This is a genomic window from Massilia sp. NP310 (assembly GCF_019443485.1).
Lineage (GTDB): Bacteria > Pseudomonadota > Gammaproteobacteria > Burkholderiales > Burkholderiaceae_D > Telluria > Telluria timonae.
The window spans coordinates 903,272-928,850 of record NZ_CP080379.1; the positions used below are offsets into that span (position 1 = coordinate 903,272).

Sequence of the window (25,579 nt, forward strand, 5' to 3'; positions counted from 1 at the left end):
GAGAGGCCAGGCTCAAATGAGGCCCGGGGCGGGCTCAGGACGAGCAGCTCACCTCGAGGTGGGCCGCCCAGTCCGGCGGCAGGGTCGCATAGGATGCGTTCTCGGGCTGCTCGTCGAACGGGCGTTCCAGCACGGCCAGCAGCTTGTGCACGCCGCCGAAGTCGCCGTTCTGCGCCTGTTCGATGGCGATCTGCGCCAGGTAGTTGCGCAGGATGTACTTCGGATTGACCCCGTGCATGGCCTCGCGCCGGGCCGCGTCGCTGCTCCCTTCCTGGCGCAGGCGGGCGCGGTACTCGGCGGCCCAGGCGTCGAAGGCGGCGCGGTCGATGAACAGGTCGCGCAGGGGTTCGTCGGCGGCCGGCTCCTCGACCTTCAGCTCGCCCAGGCGGCGGAAGAACAGCGTGAAATCGGCGTGGTTGTCTTGCAGCAGCGTGAACATATTGTCGAACAGCGCCGCATCGCCGTCGCGCGTCTCCTTCAGGCCGAGCTTGGCATGCAGCAGGGTGTCGAGCTGGCGGCCGAACTCGGGGCGGTAGACGTCGAGGGCCTCTTCGGCCACTTCGGGCTCGCCGATCAGCGGCAGCAGGGCATTGCCCAGCGCATAGCAGTTCCAGTGGCCGACCGGGACCTGGTTGGCGTAGGAGTAGCGGCCACCCTGGTCGGTGTGGTTGCAGATGTGCTTGGCATCAAACGCTTCCATGAAGCCGAACGGGCCGTAGTCCAGCGTCAGTCCCAGGATCGACATATTGTCGGTGTTCATCACGCCATGCATGAAGCCGACCGCCTGCCAGTGCGCGATCATGCGCGCGGTGCGGCGGGTGACTTCGGCCAGCAGCTCCTTGTACGGATTGGCGGCGCCCAGGAATTCCGGGTAGAACTGGCGGATGACGTAGTCGGCGAGCGTTTTCAGCTCGGCCTCGCGCCCGCGCGAGGCCCAGTGCTCGAACGAGCCGAAGCGCACGAAGGTGGGCGCCATGCGCGTCACCACGGCGGTGCTTTCCATGGTCTCGCGCGCCACCTGTTGCGGCGAGCCGGTCACCATCAGCGCGCGCGTGGTCGGGATGCCGAGCGCGGCCATGGCCTCGGAACACAGGAATTCGCGGATCGACGAGCGCAGCACGGCGCGGCCATCGCCCATGCGCGAATACGGCGTGCGGCCGGCGCCTTTCAGTTGCAGCTCCATCGGGCCGGTCGGCGTGGCGATCTCGCCCAGCGTGATCGCGCGGCCGTCGCCCAGCTGGCCGGCCCAGACGCCGAACTGGTGGCCGGAATACACGGCGGACAACGGCTGCGAACGCGCCGCGACCTTGTTGCCGGTAAACACGTCGACGAAGTCGGGGCGCGCGAGATCGGCCGCATCCAGCCCGATCAGGGCGGCAGCAGGGCTGCTCGCCGCAATGAAATGTGGCGAGGGCAGCGGCGTCGGCATGAGGCGCGTGTAGAACGCCGGTGGCAATTCGCTGAACGAATTGTTCAGTGGAAGTTCGTCGGCAGTGATGGCAGTGTCCGTGGCAAAGTGGTCAAGATTGGCGGGATTTTACCGCACCCGGCCGATTCTATTCGCGCACCGGTGCGGTGTGGGCCGGCGTTACATCCGGTAACCGCTCATTGCCGATCTGGCTCAAGGGGTTGATGCGGTGCATCATCGAATCCGGTTGACGGGCGCAGGATGCGGGGACGACACTTTCCACGCTGCCATTCTGATCACGGAGACCCAATGCACCCAATGAGTCAGTTGCAAGGCCAGATGATGGATCAACCGCTGCTGATTTCTGGCATCCTCGAGTTCGCGGCGCGCCATTACGGCGCCACCGAGATCGTCTCGCGCCGCGTCGAGGGCGACCTGCACCGCTATACCTACCGCGATTGCGCACGCCGCGCGCGCCAGCTGGCCAATGCGCTGGCGGCGCTGGGGATCGGCATGGGCGAGCGTATCGCGACGCTGGCCTGGAATGGCTACCGGCACCTGGAACTGTATTACGGCGTGTCCGGTTCGGGCGCGGTGCTGCATACGATCAATCCGCGCCTGCATCCCGAGCAGGTGGCCTATATCGTCAACCACGCCGAAGACCGCGTCCTGTTCTTCGACCTCACGTTCTTGCCGGCGATCGAGGCGATGGCGCGTCAGTGCAAGACCGTCAAGGCGTATGTCGCCCTGTGCGGACGCGAGCACATGCCGCCCGCCGGCGCGATTCCCGGCCTGCTGTGCTACGAAGAGCTGATCGGGGCCGCCTCCGGCGACTACGACTGGCCGCAGTTCGACGAGCGTTCGGCGGCGTCCCTGTGCTACACCTCGGGCACGACCGGCAACCCGAAAGGCGCCTTGTACTCGCACCGCTCGACCGTGCTGCACGCCTACGCGTCGGCGCTGCCGAACGCGCTCGGCATCGGGAGCGCCGACGTGGTGCTGCCGGTGGTGCCGATGTTCCACGTCAACGCCTGGGGTTTACCGTACTCGGCGCCGCTGGTGGGCGCGAAGCTGGTGTTCCCGGGACCGGCGCTGGACGGCAAGTCGTTGTACGCGCTGTTCGAGGCCGAGGGCGTGACCTTCTCGGCCGGCGTGCCCACGGTCTGGCTCGGCCTGGTGAACCACGTGCTGGAGGGCGGCTTGCGGTTCTCGACCTTCCGCCGCACCGTGATCGGCGGCTCGGCCTGTCCGCCGGCGCTGATGGACCTGCTCATCGACCGGCTGGGCGTGCAGGTGGTGCACGCCTGGGGCATGACCGAGATGTCGCCGCTCGGCACCGCCTGTACCCCGCTGGCCCGGCATGCCGGCTTGCCGCAGGAGGCGCAGCGCGCGCTGCTGAGGAAGCAGGGCCACGCGATCTGCGGCGTCGACATGAAGATCGTCGACGACGACGGCGCCGAACTGGCGTGGGACGGCGCGACCTGTGGCCACCTGCTGGTCCGGGGGCCGTGGGTGGTGTCCGGGTACTTCCGGGGCGAGGGCGGCGACGTGCTGCAGGACGGCTGGTTTCCGACCGGGGACGTGGCCACCATCGATGCCGATGGCTACCTGGCGATCACCGACCGCAGCAAGGACGTGATCAAGTCGGGCGGCGAGTGGATCGGCACCATCGACCTGGAAAACGTGGCGATGTCGCACCCGGCGGTGCTGCAGGCGGCCTGCATCGGCGTGCAGCATCCGAAATGGGCCGAGCGGCCCTTGCTGGTGGTGGTGCGCCGGCCCGGCATGGAGGTCAGCCGCGAGGAGCTGCTGGGCTGGTTCGCCGGCAAGGTGGCGCGGTGGTGGACGCCGGACGACGTCGTGTTCGCCGACAGCCTGCCGGTGGGCGGCACCGGCAAGATCCAGAAGAACAAATTGCGCGAGGCGTATGCGGGACATCGGTTGCCGGCTGCCTGACGCGATGGCAGGTCTCGGCCGCATGCGGTGCGGGCGGCGCCAACAGGGCGCGGCGAGCGCGCACGGACAGGTAGACTGTTATCACTTTTGACAACTTTCGCTCACAGGATTCTCCATGCGCCTGCTCATCGCCCTCATTCTTCCCTGGCTGACCTTCTTCACCATCGGCCGCCCGATCGCCGGCATCATCTGCCTGATCCTGCAAATCACCCTGATCGGCTGGCTGCCGGCCGCCATCTGGGCCGTCTACGCCCTGAGCCAGTACAAGACCGACCAGAAGATCGAGCGGGCGCGCCAGCAGCGCGATTTCTGATCCCGGCCGGCCGTTGCCTGAATAGTACGCTCGTGCATTTTCTGCGGTATAGTGGATGGCTCATCCAGCACCACCTACAAGGAGAACGAGAGACATGAGCGCCGACTACCAGGTCCACGGCAGCGTTGCCGTCATCACCCTGAACAACCCGCCGGTCAACGGCCTGGGGCTCGCGACCCGCAGCGCCGCCGTGCAGGGCGTGCAGGCGGCAGAAAGCGATCCGGCGGTCAAGGCGATCGTGCTCACCGGCGCCGGCAAGGCCTTCTCGGGCGGCGCCGACATCCGCGAATTCAATTCTCCGAAGGCCCTCACCGAGCCGACCCTGCACTCGCTGATCCGGGTGGTCGAGGGCTCTTCCAAGCCGGTCGTGGCGGCGATCCACAGCGTGGCCATGGGCGGCGGCCTGGAGCTGGCGCTGGGGTGCCACTACCGCGTGGCGCTGCCGGGCGCCCAGATCGCGCTGCCCGAAGTGAAGCTGGGCCTGATCCCGGGCGCCGGCGGCACCCAGCGCCTGCCGCGCGTGCTCGGCCTGGAAAAGGCGCTGGGCATGATTCTTGGCGGGATCCCGATGCCGTCCGAAAAGCTGGCCGGCACGCCGCTGTTCGACGAGGTGTTCCAGGCGGGCGCCGAGCTGCTGCCGACCGCCATCGCCTACGCCGAGCGCATTGCCGACCTGCGTCCGCTGCCGAAGGTGCGCGACCGCGTGGTCGAGCACCCCGACGCCGCCGGTTTCCTGGCCTCCGCGCGGGCCCAGGTCGATGCCGCCGCCGGCCCGTTCCCCGCGCCGCGCGCCTGCGTGGAGGCGGTGGCCGCCTCGGTGACGGCCGATTCGTTCGAGGACGGCTTGCGTTTCGAGCGCGAGCGTTTCATTCAACTGACCACGACGAGCGAATCGAAGGCGCTGCGCCATGCCTTCTTCGCCGAGCGCGCGGCCGGCAAGGTGCCGGACGTGCCGGCCGATACGCCGTTGCGCAGCATCGCGCGCGCGGCGGTGGTCGGCGCCGGCACCATGGGCCGCGGGATCGCCATGAACTTCGCCAACGCCGGCATTCCGGTGACGCTCCTCGAAACGAAGCAGGACGCCCTGGACCAGGGGCTGGCCGCGATGCGCAAGCTGTATGAGAGCGGCGTGAGCAAGGGCAAGCTCAAGCCCGAGCAGCTCGAGCAGCGCATGGCGCTGGTGACCGGCACGCTGTCGTATGACGCCATCGCCCAGGCCGACATCGTGGTCGAGGCGGTATTCGAGGACATCGGCGTCAAGGAACTCGTGTTCCGCGAGCTGGACAAGGTGATGAAGCCGGGCGCGATCCTGGCCACCAATACCTCGACGCTCGACGTCAACCGGATCGCCGCCTTCACGCGCCGCCCCCAGGACGTGATCGGCCTGCATTTCTTCAGCCCGGCGCACGTGATGAAGCTGCTCGAGATCGTGCGCGGCGCCCGCACCGGCAAGGATGTGCTGGCCACGGCGCTGGCATTGTCCAAAAAGCTCAGGAAGATCGGCGTGGTCTCCGGTGTGTGCGATGGCTTCATCGGCAACCGCATGCTGGAGCAGTACCTGCGCCAGGCGGTTTTCCTGCTCGAAGAAGGCGCGCTGCCGGAGCAGGTCGACCGCGCGATCGAGGCCTTCGGCTTCGCGATGGGTCCGTTCCGCATGAGCGACCTGGCCGGCAACGACATCGGCTGGCACATCCGCAAGCGCCGCGCGCTGGAGTCGCCGGGCTTCACCTATTCGAAGCTGCCGGACCTGCTGTGCGAACAGGGGCGTTTCGGGCAGAAGACCGGCGCCGGCTGGTACGACTACCGCGCGGGCGAACGCAAGGCATTGCCGTCCGAGGCGGTGAACGACATGGTCGTGCGCCATTCGGCCGACATCGGCGTGACGCGGCGCGCGATTGCCGACGAGGAGATCGTCGAGCGCCTGGTGTATGCGCTGGTGAACGAAGGCGCCAGGATCATCGAGGAGGGCATCGCGCTGCGCGCTTCCGACGTCGACATGGTGTACCTGAGCGGGTATGGCTTCCCCTTGCATCGGGGCGGGCCGATGCTGTACGCGGACAGCGTCGGTTTGCCGAAGGTGCTGGCGGCGGTCGAGGGCTTCGCGCGGGGGCGGCAAGGAGAGGCGTGGGAGCCGGCGCCGCTGCTGGCGCGCCTGGCGTCGCTGGGGCAGGGCTTCAACGGCTGAGAGTAGCCTGCGGGAGTCGGTCGATTCGAAAAAAATGCCGCTGGATAGCCAGCGGCATTGTTCTTTCTGCGCGCGCGGTCTCAGTCGTTGGCGTAGATATTGTTGTCCTTGGTCTCCCGCACGAACAGTGCGCCGATCACGAAGGTGATGAGCGCGATGACGATCGGATACCACAAGCCGTAATAAATATCGCCCTTGAACGCCACCAGCGCAAAGGCCGTCGTCGGCAGCAGGCCGCCGAACCAGCCGTTACCGATGTGATACGGCAGCGACATCGAGGTGTAGCGGATGCGGGTCGGGAACATCTCGACCAGCATTGCCGCGATCGGGCCGTACACCATGGTCACGTACAGCACCAGGATGAACAGGAAGACCACCAGCATCGGCTTGTTGATCTGCGTTGGATCGGCCTTGTCCGGATAGCCGGCGGCCTTCAGGGCGCCGGTCACTTCGGACTTGAGCGCCGCTTCGCTGGCCAGCGAGGCCTTGTCGAAGTTGAGGTTATCCGGCGTCATGACGGCGTTGAACGAACGGTACTCGGTGTCGCCGATCTTGATGGTGGCGACGGTGCCGGCCGGCGCGTCGACGCGGTTGTAGCTCACCGAGGCGGCGGTCAGCATGCGCGTGGCGATGTCGCACGAGGACGGGAATTTCTTGGTGCCGGTGGCGTCGATCTGGAAGCTGCAGGTGTTCGGATCGGCGACGACGACGACCGGCGAGGTCTTGATCGCGGTTTCGAGCGCCGGGTTGCCGTAGTGGGTGATGGCCTTGAAGATCGGGAAGTAGGTGGCGGCGGCGATCACGCAGCCGCCGAGGATGATCCACTTGCGGCCGATCTTGTCCGACAGCGCGCCGAAGATGATGAAGAACGGGGTCGCCAGCAGCAGCGCGATCGCGATCAGGATGTTCGCGGTCGGATCGTCGATCTTGAGCGTCTTGGTCAGGAAGAACAGGGCGTAGAACTGGCCGGTGTACCACACCACGGCCTGGCCCATCGTCAGGCCGATCAGGGCCAGCAGGGCGATCTTGGCGTTCTTCGGCTTGAGGAAGGCTTCGGACAGCGGCGCCTTCGAGGTCTTGCCCTCGGCTTTCATCTTGGCGAAGGCCGGCGACTCGTTCATCGACAGGCGGATCCAGACCGAGATGCCGAGCAGGATCACCGAGATCAGGAAGGGAATGCGCCAGCCCCAGGCCTGGAACTCCTCTTCGCCGGTCAGGGTGCGGGTGCCCAGGATCACCAGCAGCGACAGGAACAGGCCGATGGTGGCCGTGGTCTGGATGAAGGCCGTGAACAGGCCGCGCTTGCCGTGCGGCGCGTGCTCGGCCACGTAGGTGGCGGCGCCGCCGTATTCCCCGCCCAGCGCCAGGCCTTGCAGGATGCGCAGTGTGACCAGGATGATCGGCGCCGCGATGCCGATCTGGGCGTAGCTCGGCAGGATGCCGACCAGGAAAGTCGAGGCGCCCATCAGCAGGATGGTCACCAGGAAGGTGTACTTACGGCCGATCATGTCGCCCAGGCGGCCGAACACCAGCGCGCCGAACGGGCGCACGATGAAGCCGGCGGCGAAGGCGAGCAGGGCGAAGATGAAGGTGGTGCTGGGGTCGCCGATGAAGAACTGCTTGGCGATGATGGAAGCGAGCGAACCGTAGAGATAGAAGTCGTACCATTCGAAAACGGTGCCGAGGGAAGAAGCGGCGATGACCTTGCGCTCTTCCTTGGTAAGTCCGGCGGAGGTCGGTGCAGCTTGTCCTCCGACAGTATTGCCGGGTGTGATAGCCATGGGTGTCTCCGTAATTAATTTTGTGTAACCGGAAATGCTGATTGTTGGTCAGCTAACTTCACTGTGCGCCCGAAACCTTACGCGAATCTTGCATCCAGCTTACACATGGCTTACAAGCCCGCTCTCGTGCTCCGCTTTTCCGTGTCGGACTACTCCCCGTTCATAGGAGAGAATCCTCCTATTTAATCCCCATGATGAAATCGACATTTCTTCGCGAACGGTCGTGCTGCCGCTATGCTATGCTCGACCGGCTTCCCTCTGCGGCAACGTCCGGGAAGGCACCCGCCCTCAATGAATAGAACAGGAAACGGAATGATCAAGCACATCGTGATGTGGAAACTGAAGGAACAGGCCGAAGGCGCCGATCGCGCGACCAATGCGCGCGAGATGAAGCGCCGGCTGGACGAGTGCGCGACGGTCGTGCCGGGCATCCTGACCTTCGAGGTGACCTTGGCCCAGCCCGACCTCGAAGCGACCTACGACGTGGTGCTGTATTCGGAGTTCGCCGACCGCGCCGCGCTCGAGGCTTACATCAAGCATCCAACCCACCAGGCCGTGGTGCCGTTCATCGGCGCCATCCGCGAAGGCCGCCAGTGCATGGATTACGAGGTCTGAGCCGCACAGCTTTCCGATAACGACAACCAGGAGACCCCATGCGCACCACCCAGGAGCTGTTTTCACTGAAGGGCAAGACCGCCATCGTGACCGGCGGCTCGCGCGGGCTTGGCCTGCAAATGGCGCAGGCGCTCGGCGAGCAGGGCGCGCGCCTGGTGATCTCGTCGCGCAAGCAGGAGGAGCTCGACGCCACCGTGGCCCAGCTGCACGCGCTCGGCATCGAGGCCAGCTGCTTCGCGGGCGACCTGTCCGACCCGGGCCAGGCGCAGGCGCTGGTCGAGGCGGCGATCGCGCGCCTCGGCCACGTCGATATCCTGATCAATAACGCCGGCGCCACCTGGGGCGCGCCGGCCGAGGACTATCCGCTCGAGGCCTGGGACAAGGTGATGAACCTGAACGTGCGCTCGGTCTTCCTGGTGTCGCAGGCGGTCGGCAAGTTGTCGATGATCCCGCGCCGCTACGGCCGCATCGTCAATATCGCGTCGATCGCCGGCCTGGCCGGCAACCCGCCCGATGCGATGCAGACGCTGGCGTACAACACGTCCAAGGGCGCGGTGGTAAATTTCACCCGTACGCTTGCCGGCGAGTGGGGGCGCTACGGCATCACGGTCAACGCGATCGCGCCGGGCTTCTTTCCGTCGAAGATGACGAAGGGCGTGCTCGCCGCCTATGGCGTCGATGGGCTCGCGGCCGCGGCGCCATTGAAGCGCCTGGGCGACGATGAAGACCTGAAGGGCGCCGTGGTGCTGTTCGCTTCGGATGCCGGCAAGCACATCACCGGGCAGGTGCTGGCGGTGGATGGCGGGGTGACGGCGGTCTAGTTTAGGGAGGGGCTAAATGGACGAGTTTCACGGAAAGGTTGCGGCCATCACGGGCGCCGCCAGCGGCATGGGGCGCGAGTTCGCCAACCTGGCCGCCAGCCTCGGCATGAAGCTGGTGCTGGCCGACGTCCAGCCCAAGGCCCTCGAAAAGGCGGCGGATGAACTGGCGAAGCAGACCGAGGTGCTGGCCATGGTGTGCGACGTGCGCAAGGGCGAGCACGTGCAGGAACTGGCCGATTCGGCGATGGCGCGCTTCGGCGTGGTGCACCTGGTGTTCAACAATGCCGGCGTCGGCGCCGGCGGCCTGGTGTGGGAGAACTCCGAGGAAGATTGGGAGTGGGTGCTGGGCGTAAACCTGTGGGGCGTGATCCACGGCGTGCGCGCGTTCACGCGCACGATGCTCGAGTGCGCCGCGCAGGACCCTGGCTATCGCGGCTGGATCGTCAATACCGCATCGATGGCGGGCTTGCTCAATTCGCCGGCGCTGGGCATCTACAACGTCTCCAAGCATGCGGTGGTCTCGCTCACCGAAACCCTGTACCACGACCTCAAGCTGGTCGACGCGCCGATCGGGACTTCGGTGCTGTGCCCGTATTTCATCCCGACCGCGATCGCGCAATCGCACCGCCACCGGCCGGACGAACTGCGCACCGACGAAATCATGACCGCGAGCCAGATGGCGGCGCAGGCGCTCACCGAAAAAGCGGTCGGCTCCGGCAAGGTGTCGGCGGCGGACGTCGCGCGCCTGACGTTCGACGCGATCCGCGAAGAGCGCTTCTATGTGTTCTCGCACCCGCAGGCGCTGGGCGCGGTGGCCGAGCGCATGGACGCGCTGGTGCATGCACGGCAGCCGGCCGATCCGTATGCGGCGACGCCGCATTTGAAGGAGATCTTGAAGGCGGGGATGAAAGGAAGGCGGTAGCGTTGGCGGCGAGATCGACTGGCACGAGGTCGTGGCGTGGGCGGGTCCCCCGCCCACGCGTTCAATCCAGGCAAGGGTTATCGCAACATCGCCCTAAGTTGAACGCGTGGACGGCGAGGCCGTCCACCCCACGTCTCACGCTGCAGCGACGACGCCAGGCTGCACCACCCGCTCATGCAACTCCGGCGCCGCATCCCGATACAGCTTGACCACGGTCGAGGTGCGCGTGCCATACTCGGGCGACTCGATGCATACCGGCGACAGCATGCGCTCCATCTCGATCGGCACGCCGGTCTCGGGCAGGCGCACGTCCGGCGCGCGCGTGGTGTCGGCCAGCATCTCGAAGTACGCATCCTCGGGCGCCCCCTGGCACAGCAGGCTCGCGAATTGCGCCTTGGTGCGCAGCACCTTGGGCCAGGGCGTGTCCAGCAGGCCGTTCGAGATGCCGTAGATGCGGCCACGCTCCAGCGGCTGGCCGTTGCGCGGATCGTCCTTGCCGCGGTTCGAGTACCAGTACAAGGTCTCGCCGTCGCCCAGCACCAGGTTGTAGCCGTTGTACAGGTCGGGGCGCGCCGCCAGTTCGGCCACGTAGGCCGCCGCATCGAGTTCGCCGCGTAGGTAGTCGGCCACCAGCGCGCCGCGCGACGGCGCATCCAGCCGGCGTTCTTGCGGGCTGCGGATATTGGTCAGCGCCGCGAAGCGCGGGCCGTTGGGGCCGGTGAGCGAGACGCCCATCCAGCTGCCGCCGCCCTGCAGGTCGCGGCCCGCGATCACATGCGGCGCCTGCGGCCAGGGGCCGGCCGGCGTGGCGGGGCGGTCATAGAACTCGTCGCGGTTGGCGGCCGCGATGACGGGCACGCCGGGGACGACGTGCCATGCAAAGACGATCAGGCACATGGCAGGTCCGTGAAAATTTCAAGGCGGCGCGGCCCGGCGAGATACGGCGAGATGCCGGCATCGTCGACGACCTGCGCCAATACCGCTTCGAAGCCCTCCGTCACGCCCGGATAGACTTCCATCCAGGTCTGCAGGCCGTCCTTGTCTTCGGGGCGGCGCTTGAGCGCCACCCGCACGCCGGCATCCTGCTCCAGGCGGCGCGCCATGGCATGCACCAGCGGCGCCAGCCGGGCGGCATCGATGCTGCGCACCTTGTAGTAGACGTAGAAGTCGACCATCGCTAGTCGTCGATCGCGTCGAGGCTGTAGGGCATGGGCAGGAAACGCAGCGGCGCGCCGGCGGCCGAGCCCAGGCGCACCTCGTCATCCAGCGCGGCCAGCTTGATCTCGACCAGGGCATCGGCGCCGCCGCGGCCATTCGGCGCGGCGTTGACGACCATGCCGCAGGGTTGGTCGGGGTCGGCCACCGAAAACACTTCATCGCCGGCGCGGGCGGCGGCATTCTCGATGCCGGCCAGCGCGGTGCGGCGCTTGATCTTGCCCAGGTATTTGGTGCGCGCGACGATTTCCTGGCCCGGATAGCAGCCTTTCTTGAAATTGACGCCGCCCAGCAGCTCGAGGTTGACCATCTGCGGCACGAACTGCTCCTGCGTGGCGGCGCTCACCTGCGGCTCGCCGGCGTGGATCGTGGCCAGGCGCCAGGCCTGGTTGCCGCCCAGGGCCAGTTCTTCCTTCAATACCGGCAGGGCAGCGCTTGCTGCCTCGGTCGAGGCGAGCCACAGGTAGCGTGGCGCGCCGAAGGCGTCGTTCAGGCGCAGCACGGTGCCGAACTCGCCGCTGGTCTTGCCCATCGGCGCGCCTGGCAGCGTATTGACGAAGCGGCCGAGCGCCGCCTGCGCCCTGGCGCCACCAAGGCCGAGCACGGCCGCGAACGGCGCTTCGTCGGTGGCGTCGCGCAGCTTGGCTTTGCTGCGCAGCACAAACATCGACAGGCGTTTTTGCAGCGGCGCCTGGATCGCGCGCGGCAGCTGCAGATAGACGGTATCAAGGTCGCGCCACATCAGGAAGCTCGCTTGCAGGCGGCCTTTCGGCGTGCAGAAGCCGGCGAAGCGGGCTTCGTCTTGCCGCAGGTGCTCGACGTCGTTGGTGAGCTGCGCATGCAGGAATTTCGCGGCTTCTTCGCCGGCGACGGCGATCAATCCCTGGTCGGTCACGGTGGCGACAAAGCCGGCCGCGAGTGCGTCAATCTCCAGGGGCTGGCCGAAGTCCTCGACCTGGGTGGCTTCGTCGAGATGGAAGCGGGCGCCATGCGTGGCGAGGTGATCAGTCCAGTTACTCATGAAAATCCGAAATATTTTGGCAATTAGGCTTTATCATTACGGCCTCATTATAGAGTTGTCGGGGAAATCGCGCCGGGAGCGCCGCAATCCGCACCAGCATCCACGTTCGTACCCGCACACACCACATGGCATTCATAAAAAAATTACTCGTTACCGGCGTCGTGGTCACGCTGGCAGCCGCAGGCGGATTTTCCTGGTGGACCAAGCATTCGCTCACGACCAGCGGTGAACCGATCGAATTCACGATCAATCCCGGCAGCGGTGTCGCAGCGAGCGCGCAGCAGATGGTGGCGGCCGGCGTGCCGATCAACCCGACCATGTTCGTGCTGCTGGCGCGCCTGACGGGCGACGCCGCGCGCATCAAGGCCGGCAGCTATGAACTGAAACCGAATACCAGTCCGCGCGGCCTGCTGACCCAGCTGGTGCGCGGCGAGTTCGCGCAAGAAGCGATCACCATCATCGAAGGCTGGACCTTCCGCCAGATGCGCCAGGCGATCGGTTCGCACAACCGCCTCAAGCACGACACGGTCAAGCTGTCCGACCAGGAATTGATGGGCAAGATCTCGACCGAGTTCAAGGAGCCGGAAGGCTTGTTCTTCCCGGATACTTATTTGTTCGCCAAGGGCTCGTCGGAAATCGAGATCTATCGCCGCGCACACCAGGCGATGCTGGAGCACCTGAACGCGGCCTGGGAAAAGCGCAACAAGGAGCTGCCGTACAAGACCCCGTACGAAGCGCTGATCATGGCCTCGATCGTCGAGAAGGAAACGGGCCAGAAGAGCGAGCGCAACATGATCGCCGGCGTGTTCGTCAATCGCCTGCGCACCGGCATGCTCCTGCAGACCGACCCGACCGTGATCTACGGCATGGGCGAGGCGTTTGCGGGCCAGATCCGCAAGAAGGACCTGCTGACCGATACCCCTTACAATACCTATACGCGCAGCGGGCTGCCGCCGACGCCGATCGCGCTTCCCGGTTTGCAGTCGCTGAACGCGGCGCTCGCGCCGGCCGAGACGCCGGCGCTGTATTTCGTCGCGCGCGGCGACGGCACCAGCCACTTCTCGAACAACCTGCTGGACCATAACCGGGCGGTCAACCGTTTCCAGCGTGGCATCATGAACCAGCCACTTACCGAATCCCATTAACACGAAGCAGGGCAGCACATGCAGGGCAAGTTCATTACATTCGAAGGCATCGATGGGGCCGGGAAATCGACCCACATCGGCTTCGTCACCGATTACCTGACGTCGCGCGGCAAGCAGATCGTCTCGTCGCGCGAACCGGGCGGCACGCCGCTCGGCGAAAAGCTGCGCGACTTGCTGTTGCACGAAAAGATGCACCTGGAAACCGAAGCGCTGCTGATGTTCGCCAGCCGGCGCGAGCACATCGCGCAAGTCATCGCTCCCAATCTGGCCGCAGGCAAATGGGTGCTGTCGGACCGTTTCACCGACGCCAGCTTCGCCTACCAGAGCGGCGGCCGCGGCCTGCCGCGCGCCAAGATGGAAGCGTTGGAAGCCTGGGTGCATCCCGAACTGCAGCCCGACCTGACCTTGCTGTTCGACGTGCCGCTCGAAGTGGCGCGCCAGCGCCTGGACGCGACGCGCACGCTGGATAAATTCGAGCGCGAGCAGGCCGACTTCTTTGCGAAATGCCGCGCCGAATACCTGCGCCGCGCGGAGCAATTCCCCGAGCGTTTCGTCGTGGTCGACTCGACCAGGAGCATTGCCGATATCCAGGCCAACCTGGCCCAAGTTCTGGAGAAATTGTTGTGACGATGTACCCGTGGCAAGGGGCCGCCTGGTCCCAGCTGCAGCAGATGCGCGCGCGCATGCCGCATGCGATCCTGTTCCATGGCCCGGCCGGCACCGGCAAGGCCGACTTCATCGAGACGTTTGCCCAGGCCCTGCTGTGCGAGAGCCCGCGGCCCGACGGCCATGCCTGCGGGGCCTGCGCGTCCTGCGGCTGGTTCGTGCAGCACAATCACCCGGATTACCGCCGCGTGCGGCCGGAGGTATTCGAAGACGATCTGCCGGCCGACGGCGAGGACGGCGAAGCGGGCGCCAAGTCGAAATCGACCAGGGCGCCGTCGAAAGAGATCAAGATCGAGCAGATCCGCAACTTGTCGGATTTCATGAACATCTCGACCCACCGCCAGGGCTTGCGGGTGGTGGTGCTGTATCCGGCCGAGGCGCTGAACATGCCGGCGTCGAATGCGCTGCTCAAGACCCTGGAAGAACCGCCGCCGGGCACCGTGTTTCTGCTGTCTTCAAACAGCCTCGACCGCCTGCTGCCGACGATCCTGTCGCGCTGCCGCAAGTTCGCGCTGCCGATGCCGTCGCACGACGAAGCCCTGGCCTGGCTCAAGGAGCAGGGCGTGCCGGACGCCGAAAGCTGGCTGCGCGAGCAGGGCGGCGCGCCGCTGGCGGCCCTGGCCGAATCGAGCAACGGCAACCGCGACGACATGGAGGCGCTGCTGCAATTCCTGGCGCGGCCGGCGCCGGATTCTGCGCTGCGCGCCGCCGAGAAGCTGGCCAAGGCCGAGTTGCCGGCCCTGGTGTCCTGGACCCAGCGCTGGCTGTACGATGTGTTTTCGTACAAATTGTCGGGCAATATCCGCTACTACCCGCGCTACCAGAAGGAGCTGGCGGCGCTGGCCGGTCGCGTCAATACACCGGGCCTGCTGCGCGTCATCAAGGCCGTGAACGAGCGGCGGGCTGTGGCGGATCATCCTTTGTCGGCAAAATTGTTTGTCGAAGATATGCTGCTTGAGTACACTGCGTGCTGCACATGAAAGGACCACGATGAGCGTCACCCAGCCAGAGACGAATGCAGCCCAGGCCCCGCGGCCTTCGGTGCTGTCGCTGGCGATCAAGGAAAAGGCGGCGCTGTACGCGGCCTACATGCCGTTCCTGAAAAACGGCGGTATGTTCGTGCCCACCAACAAACCTTATAAAATCGGCGACGAGATCTACCTGATCCTGGCGCTGATGGACGACCCGAACAAATACCCGATCGCCGGCACCGTGGCCTGGATCACGCCGAGCGGCGCCAATAACAACAAGGCGCAGGGCATCGGCGTGCATTTTCCGGCCGACGAGGCCGGACAGCGCGCCAAGGCCCGCATCGAAGAAATTCTCGGCGCGGCGCTGCGGTCGTCGCGCGCAACCCATACCCTGTAACCACCACACCCGTTTCATGCCATCCTACGTCCATCGCCTGGCTCGACGCGACGACCTGCCGGTCATCGTCGACATCTACAATTCCACCATCGCTTCGCGCGAAGTCACCGCCGATACCGCACCTATTACGGTCGAATCGCGCGAAGCGTGGTTCAACGACCATACGCCGGACCGTCGTCCGCTGTGGGTGATTCACGATGCCGAGGACAAGCGCGAGCATCCCGAAGTGCTGGGCTGGCTGTCGTATTCGAACTTCTACGGCCGTCCGGCCTATTCGGGCACGGCCGAGGTGTCGATCTATATCGCCGAAAGCGCGCGCGGCAAGGGACTTGGTCGCTACTGCCTGGAGGTGGCGATGGCGTTCGCGCCCGAGGTCAAGGTGCATACCTTGCTGGGCTTCATCTTCGGGCATAACCAACCAAGCCTGGCACTGTTCCGCAAATACGGCTTCGAAACCTGGGCCAATTTCCCACGTGTAGCCAATCTCGACGGGATCGAGCGCGACCTGATCATCCTGGGCAAGCGCGTCGTAGACTGATGTAAAAAGAGCGGGATGCATACCGCTCTTTTTTTCGGGCCGTTACGTTGCCGTGTCAGCGCAGCCTGGTGCTGCTTCAGCGATCACTTTTTCGGCTTGTAGTACACATGACCCGATAACTTGATCGTACCGGCCCCGTTGGACAAGTCTTCGGTGCCGCTCAAATAGCCGCCGCCGGTTGCGCGAGCATAGGTGCCGGAGCCGCCGGTGATGGTGAAGGTGCCGCCGTTCATGACGTAGGCAGTGCCTGCGCCGGTGGGAACGAACTGGCCACCGTAGTTGGCGAAAATCTGGTCGCCGTTCGGATACAGCACGATGAACTTGCCATTGCTGAAGGTGAATGTGGTGCCGGACTGGGCGAAGCAGTCTCCGCCGACGAACGCGACTGGCGTGCCTTCGGCCGTCTGGCCGTGGCCGGCAAGCTTGCCGCCGAGGGTGGACGCACATTGCGGCGCAGGGCCAACCTTTTCATTGAATACGCCATTGATTTCAAGCGCTTTGCCAACGGTCGGACCGGCCGAGGCCGAAAAAGACGCGGCCATCAGGACCAGGCTGGACAGGAGGCGAAGTGAGACAGTCTTCATTACAATATTTCCTTGGCTGTTAAAAAAATGATATTGCACATACTAAGATAAGCGACGAATTTTGTTGCGCGCACGATTCAATTTTTCACGTTGTTGCAAGTTATCCACGCTTCCCGCCTCGACAACCTGATTCCCCGCCCTTGTCAGGAGCAAAGAGTGATGCTCCTGTCCGGTGAGTGGCCCGCATGGCGCTCCCCGACGCCTGCCTTTACAATGGCAGGATGTACATCGATTCCCATTGCCACATCAATTTCCCGGAACTGGCAGCCCGCATGCCTGAAGTCCTGGCCAAGATGGCCGAGAACAAGGTGACGCACGCCCTGTGCGTGTCGGTCGACCTGCCTGACTTCCCGCAAGTGCTCGCCCTGGCCGAGCAACACCCCCACATCTTCGCCTCGGTCGGCGTCCATCCCGACTATGAAGACACCCCCGAGCCGACCGTGCAGCAGCTGGTCGAGCTGGCCAACCACCCCAAGATCGTCGCGATCGGCGAGACCGGCCTGGATTACTACCGGCTCGAAGGCGACCTGGAATGGCAGCGCGAGCGCTTCCGCGTGCACATCCGGGCCTCGCGCGAGACGCGCAAGCCGCTGATCATCCATACCCGCGCCGCCAGCGAGGACACGATCCGCCTGATGAAGGAAGAGGGCGCCGGCACGGACGCCGGTGGCGTGGCCGGCGTCATGCACTGCTTCACCGAATCGCTGGCCGTGGCCGAGGCCGCCATGGCCCAGGGCTTCTACATCTCGTTCTCGGGCATCGTCACCTTCAAAAGCGCCAAGGAACTGCAGGCGGTGGCGCAAGCGGTGCCGCTCGAGCGCATGCTGATCGAGACCGACTCGCCGTATCTCGCGCCGGTGCCGTTCCGCGGCAGGATGAACGAGCCGGGCTATGTGGCCCACGTGGCCGAGTACATCGCCACGCTCAAGGGCGTTTCGCTGCGCGAGGTGGCCGACCGCACCAGCGAGAATTTCTTCAATCTGTTCCAGACCGCCAGGAGCTGACCGATGCCGATCCGCCGCCTGCTTGCCGCCAGCCTGCTGTTTGCCGCAATTGCCGGCGCCCACGCCGCCCTGCCGCCCACGCCGCAGCAGGTGAGTTCCTTCTTCCGCGCCGTGCAGATGGATGACGCCAACACGGTGCGCAAGATGGTCGGCGCGGTCGTCAATGCCAACGAGCTCAATCCCCTGGGCGGCGAGCCGGCCCTGGTGCTGGCGATCCGCGAAGGCGCGCGCGAGGTGATCCTTGAGCTGCTGCGCCATCCGGGCACCGACCTCGAGCGCAAGGCGGTGAATGGCAATACGGCGCTGATGATGGCCGCCTTCAAGCGCGATGAAGAGGTCGTCCGCGCGCTGCTGAAAAAAGGCGCCAAGGTCAACCAGCCGGGCTGGACCGCGCTGCACTACGCCGCCGCCAGCGGCGACGACAAGATCGCGCAATTGCTGATCGAACATGGCGCCAAGCTCGACGCCGTGTCGCCGCGCCCCAGCGGCGCCTTCACGCCGCTGATGCTCGCTGCGCGCGAAGGGAAGGACGCGACGGCGCGGCTGCTGGTCGCCCGCGGCGCCAATACCGCGCTGAAGAACACGGAAGGGCATACCGCGGCCCAGATCGCCAGGCAGGCGGGCCGCGACGAACTGGCCAGGGAGCTCACTGCTTCAGCCCGCTGATTTTGTCCGCGTGACAATTCGCTCGTGAATTGGACGGTAAAACGCGCTTAGCTCGACCAATTGCGTGAGGGCAACGGTATCCATAATGTGTCTACGGTTTAACGACCACCGACCAACAAGGATACCCATGCTCAACGAACGCGAAATCGAAAGCTGCTACCTGGGGCAGTTCATTCCAGTCCACTACCATCACAATATGCTGATGGACCAGAACCGGATGCACAGCTTCAAGAATGCCATCCATTATTCCGTGTTCCCCGGCGCGAAAGTGCTGGAGCTGGGTGGCGGCACCGGTGTGCTGTCTTTCTTCGCGGCCCAGAGCGCCTCGAAAGTGTATTGCGTCGAGTTCAACCCGGACATGGTGCAGGAAGCGCGCCGCTTCCTGGCGATGAACCCGAACGGCCACAAGGTTGAAGTGATCCATGCCGACGCCTTCGACTACCTGCCGCCGGAGCCGGTCGACGTAGTGATCTGCGAGATGATCCACGTCGGCATGCTGCGCGAAAAGCAGGTCGAAGTAATCGAATCGTTCAAGCGCCGCTACCTGGCCAAGTTCGGCGGCCCGCTGCCGCTGTTCATGCCGGAAGCCGTGATCATGGCGGCCCAGCCGATCCAGCAGGCGTATGACTTCGACGGCTTCTATGCCCCGATCGTGCAGTTCCAGGAAACCGGCGTGGTCCAGCCAGGCACGGTCGAGCTGGCCCAGCCCGCGGTGTACAGCATTCTCGATTTCAGCCAGCCGGTCGACAGCCTGATCGCCTGGGAAGGCTCGCTGCTGGTGGAGCAGGGCGGCACGCTGAACGCGATGCGTTTCGTCACCAAGAACGTGCTGGCCATCGTCCAGGAACAGGCGACCACCATCGACTGGCTCAACCATTACATGACCCTGCCGCTGTACCGTCCGGTCGAGGTCAAGGCCGGCGACCTGCTGCGCATCTCCTTCGCCTACCGCGCCGGTGGTTCGATCCCGTCGCTGCAGGCCTCGATCAAGGTCGAGGTGGTGGCCGAGCAGGCGGAAACCGGGGCGCACGCGCCGGCGGTCGAGGAAGCGGCCACCTACGCCTGATGCGGCAATCATGGGCGGACCGGTCGGTCCGCTCATCCTTTCCGGCGACCGTTCGGGCCGCCATTTCCCCCGTTTATCGCACGCCGCTGTCCCCATTGCCTCTTTCGGCATACATTCACCATGCTGCTTCTTCATGGAGAATGACAATGCTGAGTTTCCTGGTATGGTTGGTGCTGCTGTTCCTGTGCTGGCCAATCGCGCTGCTTGCCCTGGTGCTGTATCCTGTGGTGTGGCTGCTGTTGCTGCCGTTCCGTCTGCTTGGCATCGGCGTCGACGCCGTGTTCGGCCTGTTGCGCGCGATCGTCATGCTGCCCGCGCGGGTGCTTGGACACAATCCGGCGCGCTGACGCGCCTGCTCGGGTATTCGGCAAAGTGTTCGGCAGATAACAGACTATGGCCACTTGATCTTCTACTGTGGAGCTGCGTGCTTTCATCCGGAAAGCGCGCATTGAATAGAGGAAAATGACTATGCGCCTGGATATTTACCGCAGAGCCGAACACGACGGCAAGTTCTCGTACCTGGCCGTGCCCGAAGCGAAGAACATTCCCGAAGAAGCCACCAATACCGACTGGGAGATCGAAGCACGCGCCTTCGAGGTCGACGACAATGCCGACCAGATCGCGGATTTCGACATCGATAACCTCAACGGCCAGATCGCCGAAAAAGGTTATGCGATGACGTCGGTACTGCACTGACATTTTCCTGGCGGGTATTGCCACCGCCAGCGCCGGCAGGCGGGCCATGCGGCCCGTGCGCCGGCGCCACCCTCCCTCTCCAGCGAGTCGGCGGGGCCGCCACGGCCCAGCAGCCGATGTGGTATCCTGCGTCCTTGATCAAGTAGGTCGGCCACTCCCATGGCTGCGATGGAGGATGTGATGAAGTGGGTCGTTGTGGGTTTCTATATTCTGTCTATCCTGCACATCCATTTCCGCGGGCGCGTGCGCCTGCCGTTCCGTCGCCAGATCTTCGACCACTCGTCGTTCATGGCGCCGATCAATATTTTCATGCACAAGTTCTCGAAGGTGCCGAACACGCCCTTCATCCCGGTGAGCGAGTTCCCCGAACTGGCGCGCCTGCAAGAGAACTGGCCGATCATCCGCGCCGAAGCCGAGAACCTGCTCGCGCTCAAGAAGATCAAGGCCGCCGAGCAGAACGACGATGCCGGCTTCAATTCCTTCTTCAAGAACGGCTGGAAGCGCTTCTACCTCAAGTGGTATGACGCCAGCCATCCGTCGGCCGAGCGCCTGTGCCCGCAAACCTATGCGCTGCTGCAATCGATCCCCTCGGTCAAGGCGGCGATGTTCGCCGAGCTGCCGCCGGGCGGCAAGCTGAACCCGCACCGCGACCCGTTTGCCGGCTCGATGCGCTACCACCTGGGCCTGGCCACGCCGAACGACGACCGTTGCTTCATCGACGTCGACGGCGAGCGCCACAGCTGGCGCGACGGCCAGGGCGTCGTGTTCGACGAAACCTTCATCCACTGGGCGATCAACGGCAGCGAGAGCGACCGCGTGATCCTGTTCTGCGACGTCGAGCGCCCGATGCGCTACCGCTGGATGCAGGCCTTCAACCGCTGGTTCGGCCGCACCGTGATGACCGCCGCCGCCTCGCCGAATGAAACCGGCGACCAGGTCGGGCTGGTGAGCAAGCTGTTCCGCATTTCCTTCTATGCCGGGCAGTACCGCCGCCGCTTCAAGGCCTGGAACAAGACCGCCTACAACATCACCCGCGTGCTGCTCGTCGTCGCGCTGGCCGCCTTCATCTACTGGATCTGATCCCACTTAAGCCATAGTGCGCGCGGGCAGCCGCGCCTGCACAATCCATGTGGTCCCGAAAACGGGCGTTCGGCCATTGTCGCTACAATGGCCGTCCCGAATCCCACACATGGAGGAAGTCGATGGCAAAAGTACTGGTACTGTATTACTCGACGTATGGCCACATCGAGACGATGGCGAACGCCGTCGCCGAGGGCGCGCGCAGCACGGGGGCGACCGTCGACGTCAAGCGGGTTCCCGAGACCGTCCCCGAGGACGTCGCCAAGGGCGCCCACTTCAAGCTCGAGCAGGGCGCGCCGATCGCCACCGTCGCCGAGCTGGAGCACTACGACGCCATCATCGTCGGCGCGCCGACCCGCTACGGCCGCATGCCGGGCCAGATGGCGGCCTTCCTCGACCAGACCGGCAGCCTGTGGGCGCGTGGCGCCCTGAACGGCAAGGTGGGCGGCGCCTTCACCTCCACCGCGACCCAGCACGGCGGCCAGGAAGCCACGCTGTTCTCGATCATCACCAACCTGCTGCACTTCGGCATGACCATCGTCGGCCTGCCGTACAGCTACCAGGAGCAGATGACGCTGGACGAGATCGTTGGCGGCAGCCCTTATGGCGCCACCACCATCGCCGGCGGCCAGGGCCAGCGCCAGCCGAGCGAGAAGGACCTGGGCGGCGCCCGCCACCAGGGCGAACTCATCGCCAAGACCGCCAACAAGCTGTTCGGCTGATCGATGCGATGCCGCCCGCTGCAGCCAAGTGCGCAGCGGGCGCATTGAATCTTTGGTATCGTGGAACTCTGCCGCCACGGCGGTGCTCGATGAGGCGCCAACGACATGACCAAGCTTTCCGATTTTCCCATCACCCAGAAATGGCCGGCCGCCCATCCCGAGCGGTTGCAGCTGTACTCGATGCCGACCCCGAACGGCGTCAAGATCCCGATCATGCTCGAAGAGATCGGCCTGCCGTACGAGGCGCACAAGGTCGACTTCGCCAAGGACGAGCAGAACTCGCCAGCCTTCCTGTCGCTGAACCCGAACAACAAGATTCCCGCCATCCTCGATCCGGACGGCCCGGACGGGCAGCCGCTGGCGCTGTTCGAATCGGGCGCGATCCTGCTCTACCTGGCCGAGAAGAGCGGCAAGCTGATTCCGCAGGATGCGGCGGGACGCTACCGCGTCATCCAGTGGGTGATGTTCCAGATCGGCGGTGTCGGACCGATGTTCGGGCAGCTCGGCTTCTTCGTCAAGTTCGCCGGCAAGGATTATGAGGACAAGCGCCCGCGCGACCGCTACGTGGCCGAATCGCGCCGCCTGCTCGGCGTGATCGACGCCCAGCTGGCGCAGCACACCTGGATCGCGGGCAACGACTTCACCATTGCCGACATCGCGGTATTCCCCTGGATTAATGGTTTGCTGAACTTCTACGAGGCGGAAGACCTGATCGGCGCCGAAGACTTCGGCAATGTGAGGGACGCGCTGGAGCGTTTCCTGGCGCGCCCCTCGGTCAGGAAGGGACTCAAGATCCCGTCCTGACTCGGCTTCGGATCAGTAGGGGCTGGACGTCGGCCGCACGATCATTTCGCTGACGTCGACGTCCGCCGGCTGCTCGATGGCGAAGGCGATGGCGCGCGCGATCGCTTCCGGCTTGATGGCGCCCTTGCGGAATTCGCGCATCGTGTCGCGCGCCAGCGGGTCCGAGATCGAATCGGCCAGTTCCGACTCCACCACGCCGGGCGAGACCAGCGTCACGCGGATGTCGCCGCCCACTTCCTGGCGCAGGCCCTCGGTAATGGCGGCCACCGCGAACTTGGTGGCGCAGTAGACGGCCGCCGTCGGGCTGACGGTATAGGCGCCGATCGAGGCGATGTTGATGAACTGGCCGCTGCGGCGCGCCTGCATTCCCGGCAGCACGGTGGCGATCCCGTGCAGCACGCCGCGGATGTTCACGTCGATCATGCGGTTCCATTCGTCGATCTTGAGCGCATCGAGCTTCGACAGCGGCATCACGCCCGCATTGTTGATCAACACGTCGACCTGGCCATGGCGCTCGCGGGCGAAGTCGACGAATTCGCGCATGCTTTCCAGGCTCGTCACGTCGAGCTGGGCGACGTCGGCCTTGCCGCCGGCTTCGCGGATGTCGGCCGCCAGCGCCACCAGGCGTTCGGTGCGGCGCGCGCCCAGCACCACGCGGTGGCCGAGCGCGGCGAGATGGCGGGCGGTGGCTTCGCCGATGCCGCTGCTGGCGCCGGTGATCAGGACGACTTTGGACAGTTGGTCTTTCATGGTGGGCTCCGTTGTGTGGACAGTGGAGCCAGTATGGACGCGCACGCCCGCGCCGCCCACGCCGAAAAAACGCCGCGGATTGCACGATCCTCCGGATATGACAATGGCGCCCGCAGGCGCCATCCAGGAAGCGGCGGCTTCGGGCCGCCGCAACGACGCCGCTTACGCCTTTGCCGGGTCGCGCGGACGCTGGCGGTGGAAGGTCAGCGGGGTGTAGGCCACGTTCGACGGCGGCGGCGATTTGAGGATGTTCGTCTTCATGGCGCCCACCACGTGCATCTCGCACGGCTTGCAATCGAAGCGCAGCGTGTATTTCTCGTCGCCGCTGACCAGCGTCATCGGCTCGGCCTTCACCTGGCCCTGCACGCCTTGCACGCCCTTGGCCTGCTTCGGGCACAGGTTGAACGAGAAGCGCAGGCAGTGCTTGGTGATCATCAGCGACACTTCGCCGGCTTCCTCGTGCGCTTCATACGCCGCGTCGATCAGCTGCACGCCGTGCTTGTGATAGAAGGCGCGCGCCTTGTCGTTGTAGACGTTGGCCAGGTAGCTGAGCTGGGTTTCCGGGTAGACCGGCGGCGGTTCCACCGGCGCCTTGCGCTGCGGGCGCTCCCAGGCCGCCAGGCGCGCGGCCTCGTGCGCGGCGATGGCGTCGCGGCGCAGGGCGTTGATGGCGGCGCTCGGCACAAACCACGGCTGGCTCAGCTGCAGCGCGACGTGGCCGGCCTCGAACATCGTGTTGCCGAGCTTGGCCAGGCTGGCGCGCAGCCCGGCCTCGGCCTGGGCCGCCTGCTGGGCCGGCTCCAGTGCGAGCATGGCTTCGGCGCTGGACGCGATGCCGTCCTCGTCGACGACGTCCAGGCGCAGGCCGCCCGGCACTTCGCTCAGGATCAGGTCGATCGCCACCTTGCGCTCGGACGACTTTTTACTGAGCGTGGCTTCCCACTGGTGGTCGCGGTTGCGGTGGATGACGGTGCCGACCTTCAGGCCGGCCAGGCTCGGCATCGGCTCGTTCGGGAACACGCGCCAGCGCTGGCCGTCCGGTTCCTCGCCCAGTTTCTCGGCGCGGTTGGCCTGGATGCCGCAGGTGGCGCGCTTGTTCATGTAGTTCAGGCCGTCGCCATTGGCCATCGGCGCATTGGTGACGATGTCGAAGCTGTCGCCGTTCAGGCGCGCCACGATGCCCAGTTCCACGCCAACATACTTGGGCGAATCGAAGGCGCCGATGTCCGGCAGGCGGCCCTGGGCGAAGTATTCGGTGTGGCCGCGGTGGAAGTTCTTGTCGACGTCGGGCGTGAACATCACGCGGGTGCGGCCGCTGGCGGCGCGCGCGAACTCCGGACGGCGCTCGAGCAGCTCGTCCAGCAGCAGGCGGTAGTGGGCGGTGATGTTCTTGACGTAGCCCATGTCCTTGTAGCGGCCCTCGATCTTGAACGAGCGGATGCCGGCATCGACCAGCGCTTCCAGGTTGCGGCTCTGGTCGTTGTCCTTCATCGACAGCAGGTGCTTGTCGTAGGCCACCACGCGACCCTGGCCGTCGGAGAGGGTGTAGGGCAGGCGGCAGGCCTGCGAGCAGTCGCCGCGGTTGGCCGAGCGGCCGGTGTCGGCGTGCGAGATATAGCACTGGCCCGAATAAGCCACGCACAGCGCGCCGTGCACGAAGTATTCGAGCGGCGTGTCGGTGGCGGCGTGGATCTTGCGGATCTGCTCGACCGTCAGCTCGCGCGCCAGCACCAGCTGCGAAAAGCCGACGTCGCCCAGGAATTTCGCCTTCTCGGCGCCGCGGATGTCGCACTGGGTGCTGGCGTGCAGCTGGATCGGCGGCAGGTCGAGTTCGAGCAGGCCCAGGTCCTGGATGATCAACGCATCCACGCCGGCCTCGTACAGCTGCCAGATCTGCTTGCGCGCCAGATCGAGTTCGCTGTCGTGCATGATCGTGTTCATGGTCACGAAGATGCGCGCGCGGTAGCCGTGGGCGAACTTGACCAGCGCGGCGATATCTTCCAGCGGATTGCTGGCGTTGTGGCGCGCCCCGAAGGCCGGTCCGCCGATGTACACGGCGTCGGCGCCGTGGAGGATTGCCTCGCGGCCGATCTCGGCGGTCTTGGCGGGCGAGAGCAATTCGAGCTCGTGGGCAAGCAGGGACATGGGTTTTCCTTTGGGGCGAAGGACGAGATTATAGCGAGATGGCGCCTGCGCGTCATGCCTCGCGTGGCGCGTTGTCAGCATGGAACCATCTTCGTTCGCGGTCGAGCG

The 25,579-nt window shown here is 65.4% G+C and carries 27 protein-coding genes; 19 read left to right on the forward strand and 8 right to left on the reverse strand.

The features are described from left to right. Window positions 1–34: 34 nt before the first annotated feature. The gene (locus tag KY496_RS04140; protein ID WP_219865042.1) at window positions 35–1,477 is read right to left on the reverse strand and encodes a YdiU family protein; all 1,443 of its coding nucleotides are present in this window, start codon (window positions 1,475–1,477) and stop codon (window positions 35–37) included. A gap of 240 nt (window positions 1,478–1,717) precedes the next feature. Here KY496_RS04140 and KY496_RS04145 point away from each other — a divergent pair, with 240 nt between their 5' ends. The 3 genes from KY496_RS04145 (at window position 1,718) to KY496_RS04155 (ending at window position 5,862) form a co-directional block, all read left to right on the forward strand. Beyond that, the gene (locus tag KY496_RS04145) at window positions 1,718–3,364 is read left to right on the forward strand and encodes a 3-(methylthio)propionyl-CoA ligase (RefSeq protein WP_273162475.1); all 1,647 of its coding nucleotides are present in this window, start codon (window positions 1,718–1,720) and stop codon (window positions 3,362–3,364) included. A 115-nt stretch (window positions 3,365–3,479) separates the two neighbouring features. Further along, window positions 3,480–3,677 carry a YqaE/Pmp3 family membrane protein gene (locus KY496_RS04150; RefSeq protein ID WP_005671099.1) on the forward strand — a complete coding sequence of 66 codons (198 nt, stop codon included), beginning with the start codon at window positions 3,480–3,482 and terminating at the stop codon, window positions 3,675–3,677. A 94-nt stretch (window positions 3,678–3,771) separates the two neighbouring features. Continuing rightward, window positions 3,772–5,862, forward strand: a complete 2,091-nt coding sequence (locus tag KY496_RS04155; RefSeq protein WP_219863993.1) for a 3-hydroxyacyl-CoA dehydrogenase NAD-binding domain-containing protein — start codon at window positions 3,772–3,774, stop codon at window positions 5,860–5,862. Window positions 5,863–5,942: 80 nt separating this feature from the next. Here the strand turns inward: KY496_RS04155 and KY496_RS04160 are convergent, their stop codons facing one another. Next, window positions 5,943–7,643: an MFS transporter gene (locus KY496_RS04160; RefSeq protein WP_005671094.1), complete on the reverse strand. Its 1,701-nt coding sequence runs from the start codon at window positions 7,641–7,643 to the stop codon at window positions 5,943–5,945. A gap of 312 nt (window positions 7,644–7,955) precedes the next feature. Between KY496_RS04160 and KY496_RS04165 the strand changes: the two genes are divergently transcribed. From KY496_RS04165 to KY496_RS04175, 3 genes are read left to right on the forward strand one after another with little or no spacing between them, the layout of a single operon-like run. Then, a complete protein-coding gene (locus tag KY496_RS04165; RefSeq protein WP_219863994.1) occupies window positions 7,956–8,258 on the forward strand; it encodes a Dabb family protein in 303 nt (100 codons plus the stop codon). 38 nt (window positions 8,259–8,296) lie between these two features. Beyond that, the gene (locus KY496_RS04170; RefSeq protein WP_005671091.1) at window positions 8,297–9,079 is read left to right on the forward strand and encodes an SDR family oxidoreductase; all 783 of its coding nucleotides are present in this window, start codon (window positions 8,297–8,299) and stop codon (window positions 9,077–9,079) included. A 16-nt stretch (window positions 9,080–9,095) separates the two neighbouring features. Continuing rightward, window positions 9,096–10,001, forward strand: coding sequence for an SDR family oxidoreductase (locus KY496_RS04175; protein WP_005671089.1), 906 nt, complete (start codon window positions 9,096–9,098; stop codon window positions 9,999–10,001). Between the two features lie 135 nt (window positions 10,002–10,136). Here KY496_RS04175 and KY496_RS04180 read toward each other — a convergent pair whose 3' ends face one another. Genes KY496_RS04180 through KY496_RS04190 form a run of 3 tightly spaced genes read right to left on the reverse strand, consistent with a single transcriptional unit; the run spans window position 10,137 to window position 12,237 of the window. Next, a complete protein-coding gene (locus KY496_RS04180; RefSeq protein WP_005671088.1) occupies window positions 10,137–10,898 on the reverse strand; it encodes an NRDE family protein in 762 nt (253 codons plus the stop codon). Beyond that, window positions 10,889–11,176 (reverse strand): DUF4936 family protein, encoded by a 288-nt coding sequence (locus KY496_RS04185; RefSeq protein ID WP_005671086.1) that lies wholly within the window; start codon window positions 11,174–11,176, stop codon window positions 10,889–10,891. The genes KY496_RS04180 and KY496_RS04185 overlap by 10 nt, the downstream gene beginning before the upstream one ends. Window positions 11,177–11,178: 2 nt before the next feature. After that, window positions 11,179–12,237, reverse strand: coding sequence for a folate-binding protein YgfZ (locus tag KY496_RS04190; protein WP_219863995.1), 1,059 nt, complete (start codon window positions 12,235–12,237; stop codon window positions 11,179–11,181). A gap of 125 nt (window positions 12,238–12,362) precedes the next feature. Between KY496_RS04190 and mltG the strand changes: the two genes are divergently transcribed. Genes mltG through KY496_RS04215 form a run of 5 tightly spaced genes read left to right on the forward strand, consistent with a single transcriptional unit; the run spans window position 12,363 to window position 15,954 of the window. Then, entirely contained in the window at window positions 12,363–13,382 is a 1,020-nt protein-coding gene (gene mltG / locus KY496_RS04195; protein ID WP_219863996.1) for an endolytic transglycosylase MltG, read from the forward strand. Between the two features lie 18 nt (window positions 13,383–13,400). Beyond that, the gene (tmk, locus tag KY496_RS04200; RefSeq protein ID WP_219863997.1) at window positions 13,401–14,009 is read left to right on the forward strand and encodes a dTMP kinase; all 609 of its coding nucleotides are present in this window, start codon (window positions 13,401–13,403) and stop codon (window positions 14,007–14,009) included. Between the two features lie 2 nt (window positions 14,010–14,011). Further along, on the forward strand, window positions 14,012–15,028 hold the full coding sequence (locus tag KY496_RS04205; protein WP_307718465.1) for a DNA polymerase III subunit delta': 1,017 nt from the start codon (window positions 14,012–14,014) through the stop codon (window positions 15,026–15,028). A gap of 10 nt (window positions 15,029–15,038) precedes the next feature. Further along, entirely contained in the window at window positions 15,039–15,416 is a 378-nt protein-coding gene (locus KY496_RS04210; protein ID WP_071362970.1) for a PilZ domain-containing protein, read from the forward strand. Window positions 15,417–15,432: 16 nt separating this feature from the next. Continuing rightward, a complete protein-coding gene (locus tag KY496_RS04215; RefSeq protein WP_005671077.1) occupies window positions 15,433–15,954 on the forward strand; it encodes a GNAT family N-acetyltransferase in 522 nt (173 codons plus the stop codon). An 83-nt stretch (window positions 15,955–16,037) separates the two neighbouring features. On the opposite strand, the gene KY496_RS04220 is transcribed toward KY496_RS04215, so the two are convergent. Beyond that, window positions 16,038–16,538 carry a hypothetical protein gene (locus KY496_RS04220; protein ID WP_005671076.1) on the reverse strand — a complete coding sequence of 167 codons (501 nt, stop codon included), beginning with the start codon at window positions 16,536–16,538 and terminating at the stop codon, window positions 16,038–16,040. A 221-nt stretch (window positions 16,539–16,759) separates the two neighbouring features. On the opposite strand from KY496_RS04220, the gene KY496_RS04225 reads away from it, so the two are divergent. From KY496_RS04225 to KY496_RS04260, 8 genes are all read left to right on the forward strand, one after another. Next, window positions 16,760–17,542: a TatD family hydrolase gene (locus KY496_RS04225; RefSeq protein WP_040778189.1), complete on the forward strand. Its 783-nt coding sequence runs from the start codon at window positions 16,760–16,762 to the stop codon at window positions 17,540–17,542. Between the two features lie 3 nt (window positions 17,543–17,545). Then, window positions 17,546–18,208, forward strand: a complete 663-nt coding sequence (locus tag KY496_RS04230; RefSeq protein WP_219863998.1) for an ankyrin repeat domain-containing protein — start codon at window positions 17,546–17,548, stop codon at window positions 18,206–18,208. A gap of 127 nt (window positions 18,209–18,335) precedes the next feature. Further along, a complete protein-coding gene (locus KY496_RS04235; RefSeq protein ID WP_219863999.1) occupies window positions 18,336–19,274 on the forward strand; it encodes a methyltransferase domain-containing protein in 939 nt (312 codons plus the stop codon). A 146-nt stretch (window positions 19,275–19,420) separates the two neighbouring features. Further along, window positions 19,421–19,621 (forward strand): hypothetical protein, encoded by a 201-nt coding sequence (locus KY496_RS04240; RefSeq protein WP_005671072.1) that lies wholly within the window; start codon window positions 19,421–19,423, stop codon window positions 19,619–19,621. Window positions 19,622–19,742: 121 nt separating this feature from the next. Beyond that, on the forward strand, window positions 19,743–19,970 hold the full coding sequence (locus tag KY496_RS04245) for a DUF6139 family protein (protein WP_005671071.1): 228 nt from the start codon (window positions 19,743–19,745) through the stop codon (window positions 19,968–19,970). A gap of 180 nt (window positions 19,971–20,150) precedes the next feature. Next, window positions 20,151–21,050 (forward strand): lipid A hydroxylase LpxO, encoded by a 900-nt coding sequence (lpxO, locus tag KY496_RS04250; protein WP_005671070.1) that lies wholly within the window; start codon window positions 20,151–20,153, stop codon window positions 21,048–21,050. A 122-nt stretch (window positions 21,051–21,172) separates the two neighbouring features. After that, window positions 21,173–21,772 carry an NAD(P)H:quinone oxidoreductase gene (wrbA, locus tag KY496_RS04255; protein ID WP_071362965.1) on the forward strand — a complete coding sequence of 200 codons (600 nt, stop codon included), beginning with the start codon at window positions 21,173–21,175 and terminating at the stop codon, window positions 21,770–21,772. Window positions 21,773–21,877: 105 nt separating this feature from the next. Next, entirely contained in the window at window positions 21,878–22,576 is a 699-nt protein-coding gene (locus tag KY496_RS04260; protein ID WP_219864000.1) for a glutathione binding-like protein, read from the forward strand. A 12-nt stretch (window positions 22,577–22,588) separates the two neighbouring features. Here the strand turns inward: KY496_RS04260 and KY496_RS04265 are convergent, their stop codons facing one another. Further along, window positions 22,589–23,326: an SDR family oxidoreductase gene (locus KY496_RS04265; protein WP_219864001.1), complete on the reverse strand. Its 738-nt coding sequence runs from the start codon at window positions 23,324–23,326 to the stop codon at window positions 22,589–22,591. 162 nt (window positions 23,327–23,488) lie between these two features. Next, window positions 23,489–25,471, reverse strand: a complete 1,983-nt coding sequence (locus KY496_RS04270; protein ID WP_219864002.1) for a U32 family peptidase — start codon at window positions 25,469–25,471, stop codon at window positions 23,489–23,491. Between the last annotated feature and the right edge of the window lie 108 nt (window positions 25,472–25,579).

Bases quoted from the DNA above. Each gene is read 5' to 3' on its own strand.
- mltG (WP_219863996.1), top strand. From the start codon at position 12,363: ATGGCATTCATAAAAAAATTACTCGTTACCGGCGTCGTGGTCACGCTG.
- KY496_RS04175 (WP_005671089.1), top strand. From the start codon at position 9,096: ATGGACGAGTTTCACGGAAAGGTTGCGGCCATCACGGGCGCCGCCAGC.
- KY496_RS04155 (WP_219863993.1), top strand. From the start codon at position 3,772: ATGAGCGCCGACTACCAGGTCCACGGCAGCGTTGCCGTCATCACCCTG.
- KY496_RS04170 (WP_005671091.1), top strand. From the start codon at position 8,297: ATGCGCACCACCCAGGAGCTGTTTTCACTGAAGGGCAAGACCGCCATC.
- KY496_RS04225 (WP_040778189.1), top strand. From the start codon at position 16,760: ATGTACATCGATTCCCATTGCCACATCAATTTCCCGGAACTGGCAGCC.
- tmk (WP_219863997.1), top strand. From the start codon at position 13,401: ATGCAGGGCAAGTTCATTACATTCGAAGGCATCGATGGGGCCGGGAAA.
- KY496_RS04240 (WP_005671072.1), top strand. From the start codon at position 19,421: ATGCTGAGTTTCCTGGTATGGTTGGTGCTGCTGTTCCTGTGCTGGCCA.
- KY496_RS04150 (WP_005671099.1), top strand. From the start codon at position 3,480: ATGCGCCTGCTCATCGCCCTCATTCTTCCCTGGCTGACCTTCTTCACC.
- KY496_RS04180 (WP_005671088.1), bottom strand. From the start codon at position 10,898: ATGTGCCTGATCGTCTTTGCATGGCACGTCGTCCCCGGCGTGCCCGTC.
- KY496_RS04210 (WP_071362970.1), top strand. From the start codon at position 15,039: ATGAGCGTCACCCAGCCAGAGACGAATGCAGCCCAGGCCCCGCGGCCT.
- KY496_RS04230 (WP_219863998.1), top strand. From the start codon at position 17,546: ATGCCGATCCGCCGCCTGCTTGCCGCCAGCCTGCTGTTTGCCGCAATT.
- wrbA (WP_071362965.1), top strand. From the start codon at position 21,173: ATGGCAAAAGTACTGGTACTGTATTACTCGACGTATGGCCACATCGAG.
- KY496_RS04245 (WP_005671071.1), top strand. From the start codon at position 19,743: ATGCGCCTGGATATTTACCGCAGAGCCGAACACGACGGCAAGTTCTCG.
- KY496_RS04185 (WP_005671086.1), bottom strand. From the start codon at position 11,176: ATGGTCGACTTCTACGTCTACTACAAGGTGCGCAGCATCGATGCCGCC.
- KY496_RS04160 (WP_005671094.1), bottom strand. From the start codon at position 7,643: ATGGCTATCACACCCGGCAATACTGTCGGAGGACAAGCTGCACCGACC.
- KY496_RS04165 (WP_219863994.1), top strand. From the start codon at position 7,956: ATGATCAAGCACATCGTGATGTGGAAACTGAAGGAACAGGCCGAAGGC.
- KY496_RS04190 (WP_219863995.1), bottom strand. From the start codon at position 12,237: ATGAGTAACTGGACTGATCACCTCGCCACGCATGGCGCCCGCTTCCAT.
- KY496_RS04145 (WP_273162475.1), top strand. From the start codon at position 1,718: ATGCACCCAATGAGTCAGTTGCAAGGCCAGATGATGGATCAACCGCTG.
- lpxO (WP_005671070.1), top strand. From the start codon at position 20,151: ATGAAGTGGGTCGTTGTGGGTTTCTATATTCTGTCTATCCTGCACATC.
- KY496_RS04220 (WP_005671076.1), bottom strand. From the start codon at position 16,538: ATGAAGACTGTCTCACTTCGCCTCCTGTCCAGCCTGGTCCTGATGGCC.
- KY496_RS04235 (WP_219863999.1), top strand. From the start codon at position 18,336: ATGCTCAACGAACGCGAAATCGAAAGCTGCTACCTGGGGCAGTTCATT.
- KY496_RS04260 (WP_219864000.1), top strand. From the start codon at position 21,878: ATGACCAAGCTTTCCGATTTTCCCATCACCCAGAAATGGCCGGCCGCC.
- KY496_RS04205 (WP_307718465.1), top strand. From the start codon at position 14,012: ATGTACCCGTGGCAAGGGGCCGCCTGGTCCCAGCTGCAGCAGATGCGC.
- KY496_RS04265 (WP_219864001.1), bottom strand. From the start codon at position 23,326: ATGAAAGACCAACTGTCCAAAGTCGTCCTGATCACCGGCGCCAGCAGC.
- KY496_RS04270 (WP_219864002.1), bottom strand. From the start codon at position 25,471: ATGTCCCTGCTTGCCCACGAGCTCGAATTGCTCTCGCCCGCCAAGACC.
- KY496_RS04215 (WP_005671077.1), top strand. From the start codon at position 15,433: ATGCCATCCTACGTCCATCGCCTGGCTCGACGCGACGACCTGCCGGTC.